Below are 16,688 nucleotides of genomic sequence, written 5' to 3'. Positions count from 1 at the left end.
CTGGTGGGTGCACGGCTCGCTTTCATTTAACCCCAGTGCTTTCCTGACCGGCCGGGTCTTTGCCGCGTGGATCGGGCAGGCTTAGCGGATGCTCACCAGAACGCTGCCTCCGGCGCGGTCGTGCAGGCCCCGCTGGTCGGCGTCCGCAATCAGAGCGGGAATGACCAGACACAGCAGCACCGAGCGCACCAGACCGGTCAGCGGCTTGATCGCGGTGCCGTCCATGGACTGGACCTGCATGCCCAGCGCCCGATGGCCGATCGAGTGGCCGGTGAATCCAACGGTGATGATCTGGCCCAGGCAGAAGAGCAGCAGGGTGGCCAAGGCGGCGGAATCAAACAGCCACCAGCTCACCAGCATTGCCAGCGCCCAGTCGATGATGATCGCCCCGACACGCCGGGGGAAGCGGGCAATTGAACCGGGCCCCCGCTCGGGCCGTCCCAGTCGCTGTCCGGGCCATTGCTGGGTGTTGAGCTGAGGGGGTCCTTCCAGCCAGGAACCCAAGTCTTTTCGTTCCACTCCCCCAGTTTATCGGGGTTCACTGTGCGAACCCATTGAGTGTGCCCGGCGGCACAGGGCGGGCACTGTAAAAGAAGCGAAAAACCCTGCTTTGTAACGCACAAGAAACAATAGAGACACCACTGGGAAACGGATCCTCGGTATTGTAGAGGAGTAGGCAAGGGCAAGCGATCATGATTTGACCGACTTGTTTACCGTTTCAATAGACAACAGGGAGTAACCTGCACATGTTTTCCAGTCCAGAAGAAGCTTTGGCGTACATCGCCGAGGAGGACGTCAAGTTCGTCGATATTCGCTTTACCGACCTACCGGGTGTGCAGCAGCACTTCAACGTTCCTGCCAAGTCAGTGGACGCCGACTTCTTTGTCAACGGCCAGCTCTTTGACGCGTCCTCGATTCGCGGCTTCGCCGGCATCTCCGATTCGGACATGCAGCTGATCCCGGATGTGAAGACCGGCTTCCTCGATCCGTTCCGGATCGAAAAGACCCTGGCATTCAACTTCTCCATCATCAACCCGCGCACCGGTGAGCCCTACCACCGCGATCCGCGCGGCGTGGCCGAGCGCGCCGAGGCCTACCTGGAATCGACGGGCATCGCCGACACCGCGTTCTTCGCCCCGGAAGCCGAGTTCTTCATCTTTGAAGACGTCCGCTACGAATCCAGCCCGCAGGGCGCGTTCTACCAGATCGATTCGGACGAGGCCCCCTGGAACACCGGCCGCAAGGAAGAAGGCGGCAACCAGGGCTACAAGACCCCGTTCAAGGGCGGCTACTTCCCGGTCTCCCCCACCGACAAGCAGGCCGACCTGCGCGACGCGATCTGCGTTGAGCTGGATAATGTCGGGCTGGAAGTCGAGCGCAGCCACCACGAGGTGGGTGCCGCTGGCCAGGCGGAAATCAACTACAAGTTCAACACCATGGTGCACTCGGCCGATGAGCTGATGCTGTTCAAGTACGTGGTGAAGAACGTGGCCGACGCCTGGGGCAAGTCCGCCACCTTCATGCCCAAGCCGGTCTTCGGGGACAACGGTTCGGGCATGCACGTGCACCAGTCGCTGTGGTCCAATGGGGACCCGTTGTTCTACGACGAGAAGGGCTACGCGGGCCTGTCCGACACCGCCCGCTGGTACATTGGCGGACTGCTGAAGCACGCGTCCTCGGTGCTGGCCTTCACCAACCCGACCGTGAACTCCTACCGCCGCCTGGTCAAGGGCTACGAGGCACCGGTGAACATGGTCTACTCGCAGGGCAACCGCTCGGCCGGTATCCGCATCCCGGTCACCGGGTCGAACCCGAAGGCCAAGCGCATCGAGTTCCGCGCCCCGGATGCCTCCTCGAACCCGTACCTGGCGTTCGCGGCCCAGCTGATGGCGGGTCTGGACGGCATCAAGAACCGCATCGAGCCGGCCGAGCCGATCGACAAGGACCTCTACGAGCTGCCCCCGGAGGAAGCCAAGGACATCCAGCGCGCCCCGGAGACCCTGGAGGAGGCACTGCTGGCCCTGGAGGAGGACTACGAGTACCTGCTCGAAGGCGGAGTGTTCACCGAGGACCTGATCCGCACCTGGATCGAGTACAAGCGCGAGAATGAGATCCGTCCGCTCTCGCTGCGCCCGAACCCGTACGAGTTCGAGCTCTACTACGGCTGCTAGCTAAATTACGAGGATCAAGCCCGCTTAGTCCGCAGAGAGTCCGCACGAGCCGCCAAAGCACCATCAACGGCGGCACGTGTGGACTCTTTCGCGTCCTCCATAAGGTGCCCGTAAACATCGAGCGTCGTCTTCGCTGAGGCATGACGCATAGCAGACTGCACCTTCTTGACGTCCTCACCCGAAGCGATCAAAAATGACGCGAAGAAATGTCGCAGATCGTGAATCCGGAAATCTTCCGGCAGCCCTTCTACCGTCGCCCGCGCAACCCGGAACCGGGCTTCAATCGTGTACGGGGCAGCAGGCCGGCCATTCTCCAGCGTCACAAACGTCTCACTCCCCCACTTCGCCGGGTTCTTATTCAGCTCATAAGCCAACGCCCGAGGAATCGGGATAGGGTTCTTCGACTCCTCCGTTTTCAGCGGTACACCGGGATACTGAATCGCCGGTGTGATAAATCCGCGCAAGGAGTCCACATCCTGCACCCGCAACGCTGAAATCTCAGCTACCCGCAACCCGGCAAACGCACCCAACAGGATGACGTTCTTCATCCCCTCAGGCATCGCATCATGGAGCGCCCACACTTGGGCCTCAGTTGCCACGTACGGGCGCTGCTTGCCCGTAGGAGGCGCGATCTTGCGGCTAACGGGGGTGCGCACCAGCAGGCCATCTTCTAGGGCGTCAGACAGCAAATGAGCTAACCGCCGATACAGCGCATGAATCGTGGAATCTGCTAGTCCCTCCTTCTTGAGCGCGGCCAACCAATTCTTGATAGCTGTAGGACGAATATCTTTCAACGGCACGTCACCGAACACGGCGTTGATCCGCTTCACATGAGTTTTGGCCTGCTTCACCGAACCAGGACGGTTCACCTCATAGCCCTTGAGCCAATGCTCTGACCATTCCCGCATCGTGGTCCTAGCATTCTTCGGGTCCAGATACGTCCCGGTGACTACCGACGCGGTGACCTCATCCAGCCACCGCTGCGCATCTACCTTGCGCCCAAAATGACGTGCGTGCTCTTTCCCCGCCTCGTCCCGATACCTGGCACGCCACTTACCATCAGGACGCCTCTTAATCGACGCCATTCTTGCCTTCCTCGGCAGCTAGCAGCTCTCGCGCCAAGTGAACGCGTTGCTCTTTTTCCTCTTTTTCGAGGAGCTGCAATGCCTCCTGAAGTTTTAATTTGGAGACCCTAGACATTTTCTTGGTGTGTTCCCACAGAGGATCGTCCGGTCCGATCAGCTTCATCAAGCGGAATGCCCGACGCCCCAGTGACTGCCGTATCGCCTCGAATCGCAATGCATCCTCACGAATTTTCGTCAGTATCTCTTGCCATTCCCGATGCGCTTTCAAAGCTTCTCGCGCAGCTCGACCTTCAACAGAACCGGACCAAAGTTGTTCAGGAACGATGCCAAGCACTTCAGCGAGTTCTAGGGCTTCGGATAGCTTTAGCGGCCTGCCCCCTCTTTCCACTTCGTAGACGGTCGCCTGGGACCATTTGAAACCCCTATCTGTCATTCTCCGGGCGAGTTCCGCTTGGGGCATAGATCCACGGAACTCCTTGAGGTTCGCTCCTACCGATACATCGATACTTTCCATGACTACAGGCTACCGACAAGAACAGCCAGTTGCCAACGACAAGAATTGCCTGTATCTTCGAAGCAACAAGAAAATCTTGTGAAGGCTAACAAGCAGATCCTGTGAACGGAGAGATCAATGAGTGCTGGACCATACACCTTGAACCTAATAGAGGAGGCAGCGGAATTTCTGCGCGTGCCAGTCTCCACACTCCGCTACTGGCGGCACCTCGGCACCGGCCCCAGGTCCGCACGCATCGGAGGACGGGTGATGTACCGCCAAGCCGACCTAGAGGCGTGGCTCAACGAGCAGTTCGAGAAGGAAGAAACAAAGTGAACGACAGTCAGAGCACAGAAAAGGACCGCAGCACTCTCGCCAAAGAATCCGCTGCGGCCCTACCAACCAATCCATCAGAAAAGGAATCAGTCATGACCAACATTACCGACTACACCACCATTGACCTAGTAGCCGAAGCCGAACGACGCGGCCTGCCCGTCCCAAACACTCTGCGGGAACAGGCCCCGGCAGGATTCAACGTCGAATACCACTGTTCATGCGGCGCAGAATGCCCACCCAACGAGCAGCTGGACGAAGACTGCACCACCCTCGGACACAGCTTTACCGGCCCCGGCGTCTACCTAGACAACTCCAACGCACAGCTCAACAGCTACTGGGACACCAAGAACGGAATCACGTTCCAACTGTCCAATTACAAGTGCGCCGACAATGGCGACTGGACCGAAGCGCCCTGGACCCGCGAACAAATCGAACACGTACCCAACATGGTGAATCAAGTCCTCGCACAAATCGACCGCGCCGCCGCCAAGGAATACCTGGAGCAGCACCCCATCAAAGGCACACCCACCGTCAACGGACTATTTGCCCTCGCTGAGGAAAACAACCTCAAAGCACCAGAACTATTCCAGGCGTACATGGAACTCACCCAGGACGGTGACCAGTAATGCACAAGAACATTCAGCGCACCATCCGGCTAGCAGTACTGGCACTGACCCTCACCACCCTTGTGGCAGTCCCCCAAATCATCTGCACAGCGTTAGGAGTACCCGTTGACTACTAATCATCAAGGACTCGTTGATGGAGTGCATATCGTCGTGGTGGAAGTGCGGGGAGACCATGAACCCAAGCGACATAGACGGCGTGCCTACTGGAACTTACCGAGCGCTCAAAGAGTGATCGACAGGGCCACCCAAAATGGGCTTGAAGCATCGATGGCTCTCTACAAATTGGTCCCGGTGGAAGCAGGGCCGGATGACTGACAACTACTGGGAAGCCCGAGACAGCGAAGTGTTCCGACAGGGCCTGAACGCCGGATACAAGCAGGGATACCGTCACGGGCTAGAGGATGGGCACAAGCAGGGCTGGAACGCCGCAGACGCGGCCGCAGAGTCCCACGCCGAGCACGCCGCCCGACTGTTCTACACCATGGAAGCTGGCGAAAAAACACATCGAGAGTTCGCCAAATCCGCGCAAGACGCAATCAGCATCCATGCGGCACGACAACGACTCAGGCCGAAAACTTCACCGACAGAACAACCAGCACCCCTTGTGAACCCCCCGCGGTTCATCGCACAGCAGTAGGAGGGTAATCATAAAATGTCCGATAAGTTGCCAACCAAGCGGGTACTTCTCACACCAGCCAGTCAGATTCAGACACGTCGCCAAAAATGGTTCTGGGAGCCATTCACTGGCCAAGGCGTGATTCCCCTCGGAACGGCAACCATCGTCGCCGGTAAGGGCGGTGAAGGGAAGACAACCTTCATGTTGCACCTCGCCGCCCTTGCCAGTAGAGGCCAGCTTCCAGGCGACTTACATGGCCAGAAAATGGCAACAATCGTCATAGGTCCCGAGGATGACTGGGACACCGTAATGGTGCCACGACTCAAAGCAGCAGGCGCAGACCTTGACCGGATTTACCAAATCGAAGTTGAGTCAACACTCGACGAGTACACCAGCCGCCGTTCGCTCAAGTTCCCGCTCGACGTGGACGTGATCGAAGAAGCCGTCATGGAAACCGGGGCCAAGGTTCTGGTAGTAGATCCGGCCCCTTCGCTGATGCACGGCGACATGAACAAGGTCCAGGATGTCAGACAATCCTACGAACCACTTATCGCCTTAGCCCAGCGTCTAGAGATGGCGCTCATCTTGATCAACCATTTCAACAAAGGCGGGGGAACCGTGAGTGGAGGGCTATCAGGTTCACACGCCTGGCGAGACCTCACGCGCTCATACCTGGCTTTTGCCACAGACGAGGAATCAGGTGAACGAATCTTCAGCCAGGACAAAAACAACTACGGGGAAACGAAAGGCTCCTACAAGTTCGTTCTGGAATCCGTTGATGTAACTACCGATGACGGGGAAACCGCCAGCGTTGCAAAGGTCAATTTCCTCGGCGAAACCGACCAAACAGTCAGTGACCTAATCAGCCGAACCGACGGCGACGAAGGCGAACATGAAGACCGCAACGCCGCCCAGGGCTTCATCCTCGACTACATCAAACAAAACGACGCATGGGAAGCAAAGGCGGGAGACGTACTCAAGGCAGGAAAAGCAGCTGGATTCAGTGACAACGAACTCAAGAACGCCCGTAAGAGGAGCAAAAATCCTCGGATCTTAAGCGCCAAGTCCGACTTCGGTGCCGGTTGGGTCTGGCGGTTAGAGCCTACCGAAACGACCGAAGGTGTCACGAAGGTGTCCAAGGTGTCACGTTCCCAGATCATGACCCCTTCGACACCTTGGGGAGAAAAAGTGACACCTTCGACCGAAGAGTGCCCCATCCACGGAGTGGACATCTTCGGCGACTGCTTCACCTGCACCACCATCCGAGAAGGGAAAACAGCATGAACGCAACGAATACAGAGACACCCATAATCGATGCTTGGGAAAACAGAACTTATCCCGGCGCCGTGGTTGTCCAAATCGTCTGTCCGCATTGCCACCACACGCACACTCACGGCGCAAGCAGCCTACAAGCCGCAGCGGGTCATCGTGTAGCCCATTGCGGAGAATCTAGCGGTTACATCATCACTATCCCAAAGAGTTTCGAGGAGACAGACAATTGAGCCACAAATCAGGATTTCGCCCGCAGGCAAAGGTGCGTCCATACGTCTGGGTAGATAAAGAAACGCAAGAGCGCACGCAAGGAATAGGGATGCTCCACCGGGGCACTGTCCTAGCCCATCTCACCGTCACTGAAGCGCGACTCATGGCCGACACCCTGCACGATCTCGCAGACCAGCTAGAAGCCCCACAACGGCTCATACAGCGCCCGACAGCGCCTCAGCCGGTCCACAGCACCCACACCGGGCTAACCGCAGCAGACGGCACCCTAGAGCCGACACTACCCGCAACCATCGCTGACTAAGGAGAAGAAATGAATCAGCAACCATCAATCCGAGACCTATTCGCACAACACCTCGGGACAATCAACCACCCCATCAGCGTGGATCTCTCAGCAGACCACGACGACGTTCCCAGTCAGCCACCAGCGCTCAACGGGCCGGAACTGAAACAAAGCATCATGCAAGCCATCGCACAAGACGGGGCAAAAACCGACCCCGCAGCGCAAACCCAATTCCAAAACGAAGCCTTCCGACAAAAAGTAGTCGAAGCGCTCACCACCACCATCAACAAGGACGGACAGTAACCATGAAAACCACCCCAGCAGACTTCATCAGCCAGGTACACACCATCGTCGAAAATGGCGGCACCACGACCACCAAATTCGAAGCACTCACCAAACGGTGGAACACCTTCGCCAGCCTTGAAGATGACATGCAAGAAGCACTCACCAAGGCTGTGCTCGACCCCAAGGTGAAACCTGAAGAACTCGCACGCCTACACGCTCTCGCCATCGCCGCAGCAGGTAGCAACCCAGTCACCGAAGCGACCGTGCGCAACAACGTAGCAGCCGAAATCCTCGCAGCGCTCCGCGTCGAATACCGCACCGTCGCCGAAGCCAACTACGAAACCATCCGCGAACGCTTCAACGACCTAGCCGAACAGCTCACCGAAGCACTCGACGTAGTGGACTCCGAAGCCAGCCCAGAACTCATGGTCAAAGCCGATAGCACCACCCGCACCGCATGGGCCGACGCACCCGCCCACGCCTACCAGCTCACCGCACTGCTACCCACCCTGCACACCGCAGCGCTACTGGCAGGCGTAACCCAACCAACCGGACACGCAGACCAGCTACTCATCGGCCTAACCACCAACGCCGAAGGCCTACACCGCCGCCGAGTCTGGGAAGCCTGGAACAACACCACTGGCCGCGCCCTGCAATGGCGAGAACTGTGGAAGCTCGGAGCAACCATCGAAGCACCAGCACTCAACAGCATCAAGCCATACCGCGAACCAAAGCCAATGGAAACCCGAGCAGAACGAGCAAACTACGGCGTTCGACAGTTCGCCTACGATCCCGAAGACGAAGCCTACGAAGCCGAACGCGACCAACTACAGCGCACCGCAATCGCAGCAGGCATCAACCAGATCGACTACACCGACAACGAAACAGGCGTACACATCAACTAACCAGCAACACCACACTGTGAGCCGTCACCACAACGGCGGCGGCTCACAGCGCATCCGGGGCGGCCTACCATCCCCCCACCCCCCACCAAACTTCCCACCCGGCATAGTCAAACTTTCATGCGTGGCCTCCTAAACGTTGACCCCTATCGATTTATCCGCTGGTTCTAGCCAATTTTGCCGCTCGAACTGCTCTAGCATCTCTATGAAAGGACTCAGATTTTGACGACTAAACCATCTAAACCTCGCACTCCGACGGGTTTGAACGCACCCGGTAAAGCTCTTTGGGCATCGACGGTGGCAGAGTTTGAACTCTCAGACTTGGAGCTTGCGCAGCTCGAAGAGGCTTGCAGGACTCGTGACAGGATCAAGGATCTTGATAACGCAGTGTCCAGGGATGGTGTGATGATTCCCAGCTCTCAGGGCTCACGGCTGCACCCTGCAATTGGTGAAGCACGTTCGCAACGGTTGGCTTTAGCTCGAATCCTGGCGACCTTGGCGTTGCCTGGCTTGGAGGATGACCTGCCGGCGAATGTTAGGCCGTTACGTGGAGTTTATGGCGGTGCTAAGAAGCATGGCTAGGCGTAGGCAACCGGCAGCACCAGCCGGGAAGTTCAGTCTTGCTGACATGCCGGAGCATTTGAAGGTTTTTGATCCCGGGCATTGGGTTGGTGGAAGCCTTTACCAGCGCGAACAGGCTTGGCGTGCTTCCCGGCGCGAATGGGTAGATAAGTATCAGCCGGTTGGTCTGAACTCGCTTAGCGAGGCGACCCTGGCACCGGATGAGCCGTTGCTCGATCCTTATTCGGTCTAACCAGTTTTTTATTGGTGTTAACGTCGCGGCGGGCTGCAACAAGGTAAGTGCCGAACGATGGCAGCGAGCATCCCAGTAGAAGTTGCGAAGACCTGCCAGCACCAGGAGCAGCAGAAATATGGTTGCTTTTACTTGAAAGGAAACACCCCCACCTGTAGCGACTTTGCTGTTTCCCAAAAAATGCCCCGAGCTTCTCCTTGCGAGAGGTTCGGGGCATTTTTTTGTTTCCTACTTGATGAGGTCTTCCCACAGCGTTGGTGCGAAGGCGTTCAGATCATCGTTTCTCCGTTGGGCTACCAGTGGCAACGCGAAATTGGTTTGATCGGCATAAGTCACCTGGTATGCGGGTTGCGGGTCCAGCCCCATTGTGTGTGAGGTGATCATTGTGGGCGCAGAGATGATCTGAAGTCCCGTTAGCGAAGCGCGGGGGATTACATGATAGCTAGGGCCGTGTTCGCCAGGAACGCCCCGGAAATAGATCAGGAAGCGAGTCGTGTAGGCAGCTATCTCAATGTCACCTGCAACAGCGTCATGGATGCGCCCGCTGAAGTATTCAACAGTTTCGCCGTTCAAGGCGTGCGCGAAGGAATTTAGTATTTTCCATGTGCGGTCTAGGTCTGATTGTTGGAATGCATACCAATCGTCGATGCCCTGATGAAAGTTCGATGCTATCTCTTTGCTGAAGTTTACAAATTCCTGACGACCCACGGTTTCCTCCTGAATGTTGTGTGCGGATAGTTCGAACCGTAGTCCACGGGGGTGACAAGAAGGTGATTGTTACACCTTCACCTTATAGGGGGAGAGGGGTTAGCTTGTTACTCTGCTCAGCCCCTCTGCCATAGCTGAAAATATCCCCCCCGGTTCGGACGGGTCGCATTTGAAATGAGGGGGTACGCACTGAGCGCGTACCCTTTTTGGGGTCAACACTGAAAAGTTACTTTTTGACGGGGCCGGCAAGATGATTTGCGCAGCGTCACGAAAAAAAGGGTGTGCGCTCACCGCCTACCCTTTCGCGTTGGGAACGCGGAAGTCTTGAATTTTGCGGGATCCCGCAAAGTTGGTTGTTGTGTCCGTTTTCCGGACGTGATCGCCTTCTACTCAGATTTGACCGGAAGTATTCCATTTTGCGGAGTCCAGCAAGATGGTGATTCTGGCACTTTTAGTGACGCAATCGCTTTTCAAGATCAACCGTAAAAAGAACTTTTTGACGGATCTGTCCAAAAGTACCGAGCGAGATATCTAGGGAATGAGCACGCGGGCGACTGCGCAAGGAATTGCCGTGCGATGCGTTAGTCTCGTCCCGTGAGCGCTAATGATGTTGTGCACGTAGAACTGGTCCGAACTGCGTGGGATTCTATATTGCCCGTCCTGGCGATAATCATCTCGGGGCTATCGATGGTTCTGACTCTGTGGTTCCGTTGGTCTGACCGACTGCGAATAGCGCTCAAGCTCTGTTTCATTACCCCTATCGATGAGATGGGGGAGATGGACAATGACCGTCTAGGGATCGAAGCGACCAATCGGAGCAGAACAGCGGTGACAGAACTATCTGCACTTGATCTGTCACTACCTGGAAAGAGAACTTTTGCCCGACTCGAATCTAGCCCGCTCGATCACGAGTTACCCATTCGACTAGGGCCAGGGGAAACAGCGAGGGTTACGCTCGATGCACGCGGCCTAGGAGTAACACTAGGGAAGGTCGGCAACGAAGGCAGATGGATTAGACCAATTGCTACCTGCGGACATAAGACCTTCAAAGGCAAGAAAGACAGGCGCACGGTTTCAAGCCTGATTCAGTATGCGCGAGATAATCCTAGTAGGTAGGTTAGAAAGTTCATCCTTACCTATTGGCCCTTCGGGCTAGCGGGCCTACGGGCTGCCTTTGCTTTGATCCCCCACACCACAACAGCACTCCGAACCCCGGCAACCATCATTCGGAGTAGCACCAGTAGCACCCCCTCGAAATGAGAGCGTGCTGAAGGTGAACCCGTACCCGTGGCCTTGAGATACGGTGCCCCAGCGGTATGGGGCTAAATGTTGCTATGTCTGTACCGCGCTCTCACTGGTTAGGCGCTAGGAGAGCAGGAACGCGCCGAGAGAATAGGCTCCGAAACACCCACAAGACGGGCTTGTGAGCGCATCCCAGCCCGCCCATGCCCCCAAGGCACGGACATGGAAGATGTAGAGGGGGCAGAGCGTTACAGGGGCACCCAGCAGGTGAGAGAGCAGCTGGGGGACAGCCATGAGTGCATGTCGACTAGGGCTATCGCGCCGATAGTTGGTGTCCAGCATTCGGCAGTTGCCAAGGACTTGCGGAAATCAGGTGTGTCCGACGGCCACACCTCGCGCTACACCCCCGCGCCGGTCATTCAGTCCGAAACAAGCCGGGGCGAGACTCCAAACGACAACTGAGAGGCGAGACACTTCGACATTTAAGTCCGCAGATAGTCCGCAAAAGGTCCGCATTGGCTCAATAACAGCTAGTGCGGACCATCGGCTTCTCCCCCGGAATCATGCGGAAACCAACACTCCCCAACTATGGCCATAGGCTGTTTATTAGAACGAGCTCTACTACGGCTGCTAGCCCAAGACGCCGTCATCCGCCCCTCGGATCGCGGTGGGACGAGCGTAAAATTTACCGCAGGCATCGCCAGGGCCCTTGCCCGCGCGATGCCTGCGGTTTTTGGTGCACCCGTAGCCCGCCGTCGTAACGTGCCTGCCTGCTAAGGTGAGGCGCATGGATAGCACCCAGTGGATGCCGGTCACCCGTGAGGACCGCGAGGTCGTCGGCTATCTGGAACCGGTGACCGAGGACTTCGACACCGTCCAGCCGCGCAGCGTTCTCGGCCACGCCGTGGGTCCGGCGTGTGACTTCCACGCCGGTGAAGAGCTGCTGCTGGAACGCGGCATCGCCGAATTGGCAGCCAACTGGCGGCTGCGCGATGCCCCACCGGGGCTGGAGGGCGACCTGGCGATCCTGGAGGTGGGCGGTAACGGGATCGTGCTTGCCGATGCCCTGCGTGCCAAGGCCCTGGTGGCCGGGGCCCGGGCCGTGGTGCAATGGCCGGACACCACTGGCCGGCTCACCCGCGCGCAGGGTTAACCGCCCCTAGTCCTCGAAACCGTAGAAGCGCTTTTCAAAGATTGCCCTCGCCCGCCGGGTGGCCTTCAGGTAGTCGTCCTCCAGCTGGTAGCCCTGGTTCGGTTCGTAGCCGCACCAGCGTCCCACCGCCTCCATGTCCCGGGCCGAGCGCGGCAGCACGTCGCTGGAGCGCCCGGAGGTGATGATTTCGGCGCTGCGCACCTTGGTGGCCAGGGTCCATGCCATGTCCAGCGTCTTGACCTCCGATTTGGACAGGTACTTCAGCTCCGCCAAGGCCTTGAGCGCGGCGCGGGTCGTGGTGGTGCGCAGCTGCTCGTGTTCGCAGGCGTACTGCAGCTGGAAGAACTGGACCAGCCATTCCACGTCCGAAAGTGAACCGCGGCCCAGCTTCAGGTGCCGCGCCGGGTCGGCGCCGCGCGGCAGGCGTTCGGCCTCCACCCTGGCCTTGATCTTGCGGATCTCCTTGACCTCCGCCTCATCCAGTCCCCCGCCGTAGCGGACCGGGTTGATCAGCGCGATGAAGTCCTCACCCAATTGCCGGTCCCCGGCCATCGGCCGGGCGCGCAGCAGTGCCTGGCGTTCCCACACATCGGCCCAGCGTGCATAGTATTCGGCGTAGGAGTCCAGGCTGCGCACCAGGGCTCCGGTCTTTCCTTCCGGGCGCAGGTCCGCGTCGATCACCAGGCGCACCTCCGCCGGGATGGCCGGCTTGAGCGGCCGGGAGACCGCGGCGATCAGCGCGGTGACGATGCGCAGCGCCTGTTCCTGGGCCTGCTGGCCATCCGCCCCGGGCACCGGGCGCTGGACAAACATGACGTCCGCGTCGGAGCCGTAGCCGATCTCCTGCCCGCCCTGCCGACCCATGGCGATGACCACCAGGTCACTGTGCTCCCCGTGCTCGGCAACATCCGCGGCGCGCAGCACCCGCAAAATGGCCTCCACGGCGACCGCGTCGATGTCCGAGAGCGCGTGGCCAACCTTGGAGACGTTCATCAGCCCGGCCGCGTCGGCCAGGGCGACGCGCAGGAATTCCTTGCGCCGGGCCACCCGCACCTGGCGGATCGCGGTGTCCGGCTGGCGGTTGCGCCGGATAATAGCATCGCTTTGCTGCTCCAGGGCGGTGCGGTCCAGCGGCTGCAGGGCGCTGTCATTGCCCAACCAGGCCGCGGCGGTGGATTCCACGGCCAGCAGGTCGGTCAGAAAACGGGTGTTGGACAGCAGTGCGCTTAGTCGTTCGGCGGCGGCGTTGGTGTCACGCAGCATCCCCAGGAACCAGTGGGTCTTGCCCAGCGATTCGCTCAGCCGCCGAAAGCCCAACAGCCCGGCGTCCGGGTCCACACCCTCGGCAAACCAGCCCAGCAGCACCGGCAGCAGCTGGCGCTGCAGCGCCGCCGAACGGGAGACGCCACTGGTCAACGCCTCAATGTGGCGCATGGCCGCCTTCGGGTCCAGATACCCCAGGGCGCGCAGCCGCGCCTGGGCGCTGGCCGGGGTCAGCCGCACCTCTTCGGTGGTCAGGTTCGAGCTGGTGACCAGCAGTGGGCGGTAGAAAATCAGTTCGTGCAAGGAGCGCACCAGCCGCTTGGTTTCATTCCAGCGCCGCATCAGCTGCGCGGCACTGGTCAACCGGGTGTCCCCGGCGCTGCGGATGGCCCGGGCCAGCACCCGTTGGGCGTGTTCGGTGCGCGGCATCAGATGCGTGCGGCGCAGCTGGGAGAGCTGGATGCGGTGTTCCAGCAGCCGCAGGAAGCGGTAGGCCTCATCGAAGTTCATCGCGTCGGTGCGTCCAATGAACCCCAGTTCGCTCAGCGCCTGGATGGCCAGGGTGGTGGTGGGCACCTGCAGCGCCTGTTCCACCCGTCCGTGCACCAGCTGCAGCAGCTGGACGGTGAACTCCACATCCCGCAGCCCCCCGGGGCCTAGCTTGATCTGCCACTCGACCTCGTCCTTGGCGATGTTGGCGCTGACCCGGCGGCGCATCTTCTGCACCGATTCCACGAACCCGTCGCGTTCGGAGCTGGACCAGACCATCGGGAGACCATCCGCTCGTAGCGTTCGCCCAGTTCCCGGTCCCCGGCAATGGCCCGGGCCTTGAGCAGCGCCTGGAACTCCCAGGAATGCGCCCAGCGCTGGTAGTAGGCCTCATGGGAGGCCAGGGTGCGGGTCAGTGCCCCCTCCTTGCCTTCGGGGCGCAGGTTGGCATCCACCTCCCACAGCGGCGGTTCCCCGCCGGGCAGCATGATGGTGCGCGCGGTGCCACTGGCCAGGGTGGTGGCGATCTCGGTGGCCTGCTGTTCTGACAGTTCCCCCATTCCCTGGTGCACGTAGATCACGTCCACGTCGGAGATGTAGTTCAGTTCCCGGGCCCCGCACTTGCCCATGCCGATGATCGCCAGGCGCACCTGGTCGACGTGGTGTTCTCCGTATTGTTCACCGGCTTCGGCCCGGCTGACGGCGAGCGCCGCTTCCAGGGCCGCGGCGGCCAGGTCCGCCAATTCGGCGGCGACCTGCGGCAGGATGTGCTGCGGTTGGCTGGAGCCCAGGTCCCGGTAGGCCAGGTCCAGCAGGGCCAGGCGGTAGGCGGTGCGCAGGGCGCGGCGGGCCGGTTCCCCGCGCTGCCCCGCCACCCAGTGTCCCGAAGGGCTGGGGTAGGCTTCCACGGCCTGCAGCAGCTGTTCAGTCAGCGCCTGGGGCGGGCGCGGCTGGAAATGCAGTTGCGGGGTGTGGGTAATGACCTGCAGGGCCTGCGGGCAGCGGATCAGGAATTCACCCAGCGCGTCGGAGGCCCCCAGCAGCCGGATGAGTGCCTGACAGCTGTCCGGTTCGCACAGCAGCCTGCCGGCCTGCGGGTGCTTGTCCACCAGGCGCACGGCCAGCAGCAGCGCCTGGTCCGGGTCCGGGGCGTGGGCCATGCTGCGTAGGATCAGGCCGCGGTCCAAATCGGCTAGTTCCGGCGAGTCCAGGAACTGCTTGGCCCGCGTGGTGTCCAGGAAGCCTGCGTTGATCAGTTCCCGCGAACTCGGTGTCATCTGCCTTTCTTCTTTCCCCCGTTGTGCCGGTCTGGCCCTAGAGCATGCCCAGGTAGCGGTTCAGCTCCCAGGGGGTGATTTCCTGGCGGTATTCCTCCCATTCGGCCCGCTTGTTGGCCAGGAAGGAGTTGAACACCTGCTCTCCGAGGATGTCGGCCATCAGCTCCGAGTCCTCCAGGGTGCGCAGCGCGTCGTGCAGCGAGCCGGGCAGCGGGTCATGTCCCGAGGCGCGGCGTTCGGCGGTGGACAGGCTCCACACGTCATCCTCGGTGGGGTCCTCCAGCTCGTAGCCCTCGTGGATGCCCTTCAGCCCGGCGCCCAGCAGGCACGCGTAGGCCAGGTAGGGGTTCGCGGCGGAGTCGATGCCGCGGTATTCCACCCGGGCGCTTTGGCCCTTGCCGGGCTTGTACAGTGGCACCCGCACCAGCGCGGAGCGGTTGTTGTGACCCCAGGACAGGTGGCTGGGGGCCTCGCCCCCGCCCCACAGCCGCTTGTAGGAGTTCACGAACTGGCTGGTGACCGCGGTCAGCTCCTTGGCATGGTGCAGGATGCCGGCAATGAAGGAGCGGGCCACATCGGAGAGCTGGTATTCGCGCCCGGCCTCGAAGAAGGCGTTGGAGTCGCCTTCGAAGAGTGAAAAATGGGTGTGCATCCCACTGCCGGGGTGTTCGGCAAAGGGCTTGGGCATGAAGGTGGCGTACAGCCCCTTCTGCATGGCCATCTCCTTGATGACGGTGCGGAAGGTCATGATGTTGTCCGCCGTCTGCAGGGCATCGGCGTAGCGCAGGTCGATTTCGTTTTGCCCCGGGCCGGTCTCATGGTGGGAGAACTCCACGGAGATGCCCAGCGCCTCCAGGGTGGTCACCGACAGCCGGCGGAAGTCCTGGCCAACCCCGTCCGGGACGTGGTCGAAGTAGCCGGCGTTGTCGATCGGCACCGGGCGCCCGTGCGGTCCCAGCTCGGCGGACTGCAGCAGGTAGAACTCGATCTCCGGGTGGGTGTAGCAGGTGAAGCCGAGCTTGGAGGCCTCGTCGAGCTGGCGCTTGAGCACGTGGCGCGGGTCCGCGGTGGAGGGGGTGCCCTCCGGGGTGAGGATGTCGCAGAACATGCGGCTGGTCGGCTCCACCTCACCGCGCCAGGGCAGCAGCTGGAAGGTGGAGGGATCCGGCTGCAGCAGCATGTCCGATTCGTAGATGCGCGAGAGCCCCTCGATGGAGGAACCGTCAAAGCCCAGCCCCTCGGCGAACGCGTCCTCCACCTCGGCCGGTGCCAGTGCCACGGACTTCAGTGAACCGACCACATCGGTGAACCACAACCGCACGAATCTGACGTCGCGTTCCTCAATGGTGCGCAGTACGAATTCCTGCTGACGATCCATCTCTTACCGCCTTGCCTGTCGGGTGCGTGCGCCGGGCCTGACTCGCCGCGGCCATTTCTGCTCTGTT

Annotated in this window: 14 protein-coding genes and 1 pseudogene; 9 read left to right on the top strand and 6 right to left on the bottom strand. The window is 60.3% G+C overall.

The window, feature by feature from the left end; genetic code table 11:
- Positions 1 to 81 precede the first annotated feature (81 nt).
- Entirely contained in the window at positions 82 to 519 is a 438-nt protein-coding gene (locus RCJ92_RS00305) for an RDD family protein (RefSeq protein ID WP_054820885.1), read from the bottom strand.
- A gap of 227 nt (positions 520 to 746) precedes the next feature.
- Here RCJ92_RS00305 and glnA (RCJ92_RS00300) point away from each other — a divergent pair, with 227 nt between their 5' ends.
- On the top strand, positions 747 to 2,171 hold the full coding sequence (gene glnA, locus RCJ92_RS00300; RefSeq protein ID WP_138178029.1) for a type I glutamate--ammonia ligase: 1,425 nt from the start codon (positions 747 to 749) through the stop codon (positions 2,169 to 2,171).
- Positions 2,172 to 2,185: 14 nt separating this feature from the next.
- Here the strand turns inward: glnA (RCJ92_RS00300) and RCJ92_RS00295 are convergent, their stop codons facing one another.
- Complete coding sequence (locus RCJ92_RS00295; protein ID WP_346922121.1) at positions 2,186 to 3,256, bottom strand: site-specific integrase; 1,071 nt, start codon at positions 3,254 to 3,256, stop codon at positions 2,186 to 2,188.
- Complete coding sequence (locus RCJ92_RS00290; protein WP_446753409.1) at positions 3,243 to 3,770, bottom strand: helix-turn-helix domain-containing protein; 528 nt, start codon at positions 3,768 to 3,770, stop codon at positions 3,243 to 3,245. The genes RCJ92_RS00295 and RCJ92_RS00290 overlap by 14 nt, the downstream gene beginning before the upstream one ends.
- 117 nt (positions 3,771 to 3,887) lie before the next feature.
- Between RCJ92_RS00290 and RCJ92_RS00285 the strand changes: the two genes are divergently transcribed.
- The 7 genes from RCJ92_RS00285 to RCJ92_RS00255 all read left to right on the top strand — a co-directional run bounded on the left by RCJ92_RS00285 (position 3,888) and on the right by RCJ92_RS00255 (position 9,111).
- On the top strand, positions 3,888 to 4,085 hold the full coding sequence (locus RCJ92_RS00285) for a helix-turn-helix domain-containing protein (RefSeq protein WP_346922119.1): 198 nt from the start codon (positions 3,888 to 3,890) through the stop codon (positions 4,083 to 4,085).
- The gene (locus RCJ92_RS00280) at positions 4,082 to 4,711 is read left to right on the top strand and encodes a hypothetical protein (protein ID WP_446753408.1); all 630 of its coding nucleotides are present in this window, start codon (positions 4,082 to 4,084) and stop codon (positions 4,709 to 4,711) included. The genes RCJ92_RS00285 and RCJ92_RS00280 overlap by 4 nt, the downstream gene beginning before the upstream one ends.
- A gap of 307 nt (positions 4,712 to 5,018) precedes the next feature.
- A complete protein-coding gene (locus RCJ92_RS00275; RefSeq protein ID WP_446753407.1) occupies positions 5,019 to 5,348 on the top strand; it encodes a hypothetical protein in 330 nt (109 codons plus the stop codon).
- Between the two features lie 15 nt (positions 5,349 to 5,363).
- Complete coding sequence (locus RCJ92_RS00270; RefSeq protein WP_446753406.1) at positions 5,364 to 6,611, top strand: AAA family ATPase; 1,248 nt, start codon at positions 5,364 to 5,366, stop codon at positions 6,609 to 6,611.
- Positions 6,612 to 7,140: 529 nt separating this feature from the next.
- Complete coding sequence (locus tag RCJ92_RS00265; protein ID WP_446753405.1) at positions 7,141 to 7,413, top strand: hypothetical protein; 273 nt, start codon at positions 7,141 to 7,143, stop codon at positions 7,411 to 7,413.
- 2 nt (positions 7,414 to 7,415) lie between these two features.
- Positions 7,416 to 8,300 (top strand): hypothetical protein, encoded by an 885-nt coding sequence (locus tag RCJ92_RS00260; RefSeq protein WP_446753404.1) that lies wholly within the window; start codon positions 7,416 to 7,418, stop codon positions 8,298 to 8,300.
- A 625-nt stretch (positions 8,301 to 8,925) separates the two neighbouring features.
- The gene (locus RCJ92_RS00255; RefSeq protein WP_446753403.1) at positions 8,926 to 9,111 is read left to right on the top strand and encodes a hypothetical protein; all 186 of its coding nucleotides are present in this window, start codon (positions 8,926 to 8,928) and stop codon (positions 9,109 to 9,111) included.
- Between the two features lie 228 nt (positions 9,112 to 9,339).
- Here RCJ92_RS00255 and RCJ92_RS00250 read toward each other — a convergent pair whose 3' ends face one another.
- Positions 9,340 to 9,819, bottom strand: coding sequence for a hypothetical protein (locus tag RCJ92_RS00250; protein WP_446753402.1), 480 nt, complete (start codon positions 9,817 to 9,819; stop codon positions 9,340 to 9,342).
- A gap of 2,029 nt (positions 9,820 to 11,848) precedes the next feature.
- Between RCJ92_RS00250 and RCJ92_RS00245 the strand changes: the two genes are divergently transcribed.
- Positions 11,849 to 12,214 (top strand): hypothetical protein, encoded by a 366-nt coding sequence (locus RCJ92_RS00245; RefSeq protein ID WP_279402430.1) that lies wholly within the window; start codon positions 11,849 to 11,851, stop codon positions 12,212 to 12,214.
- A 6-nt stretch (positions 12,215 to 12,220) separates the two neighbouring features.
- On the opposite strand, the pseudogene RCJ92_RS00240 reads toward RCJ92_RS00245, so the two are convergent.
- Both RCJ92_RS00240 and glnA (RCJ92_RS00235) read right to left on the bottom strand, forming a co-directional pair.
- Positions 12,221 to 15,243, bottom strand: a pseudogene (locus RCJ92_RS00240) (bifunctional [glutamine synthetase] adenylyltransferase/[glutamine synthetase]-adenylyl-L-tyrosine phosphorylase).
- Positions 15,244 to 15,280: 37 nt separating this feature from the next.
- Entirely contained in the window at positions 15,281 to 16,621 is a 1,341-nt protein-coding gene (glnA, locus tag RCJ92_RS00235) for a type I glutamate--ammonia ligase (protein ID WP_138178035.1), read from the bottom strand.
- Positions 16,622 to 16,688: the final 67 nt, after the last annotated feature.

The sequence above is a fragment of the Glutamicibacter sp. BSL13 genome (assembly GCF_052928425.1).
The sequence above is the reverse complement of the archived record's forward strand: the minus strand, read 5'-3'. Positions and strand labels throughout refer to the sequence as shown.

Coding starts and splice junctions, on each gene's coding strand:
- glnA (WP_138178029.1), top strand. CDS start 747: ATGTTTTCCAGTCCAGAAGAAGCTTTGGCGTACATCGCCGAGGAGGAC.
- RCJ92_RS00295 (WP_346922121.1), bottom strand. CDS start 3,256: ATGGCGTCGATTAAGAGGCGTCCTGATGGTAAGTGGCGTGCCAGGTAT.
- RCJ92_RS00290 (WP_446753409.1), bottom strand. CDS start 3,770: ATGGAAAGTATCGATGTATCGGTAGGAGCGAACCTCAAGGAGTTCCGT.
- RCJ92_RS00285 (WP_346922119.1), top strand. CDS start 3,888: ATGAGTGCTGGACCATACACCTTGAACCTAATAGAGGAGGCAGCGGAA.
- RCJ92_RS00275 (WP_446753407.1), top strand. CDS start 5,019: ATGACTGACAACTACTGGGAAGCCCGAGACAGCGAAGTGTTCCGACAG.
- RCJ92_RS00270 (WP_446753406.1), top strand. CDS start 5,364: ATGTCCGATAAGTTGCCAACCAAGCGGGTACTTCTCACACCAGCCAGT.
- RCJ92_RS00265 (WP_446753405.1), top strand. CDS start 7,141: ATGAATCAGCAACCATCAATCCGAGACCTATTCGCACAACACCTCGGG.
- RCJ92_RS00260 (WP_446753404.1), top strand. CDS start 7,416: ATGAAAACCACCCCAGCAGACTTCATCAGCCAGGTACACACCATCGTC.
- RCJ92_RS00255 (WP_446753403.1), top strand. CDS start 8,926: ATGCCGGAGCATTTGAAGGTTTTTGATCCCGGGCATTGGGTTGGTGGA.
- RCJ92_RS00245 (WP_279402430.1), top strand. CDS start 11,849: ATGGATAGCACCCAGTGGATGCCGGTCACCCGTGAGGACCGCGAGGTC.
- glnA (WP_138178035.1), bottom strand. CDS start 16,621: ATGGATCGTCAGCAGGAATTCGTACTGCGCACCATTGAGGAACGCGAC.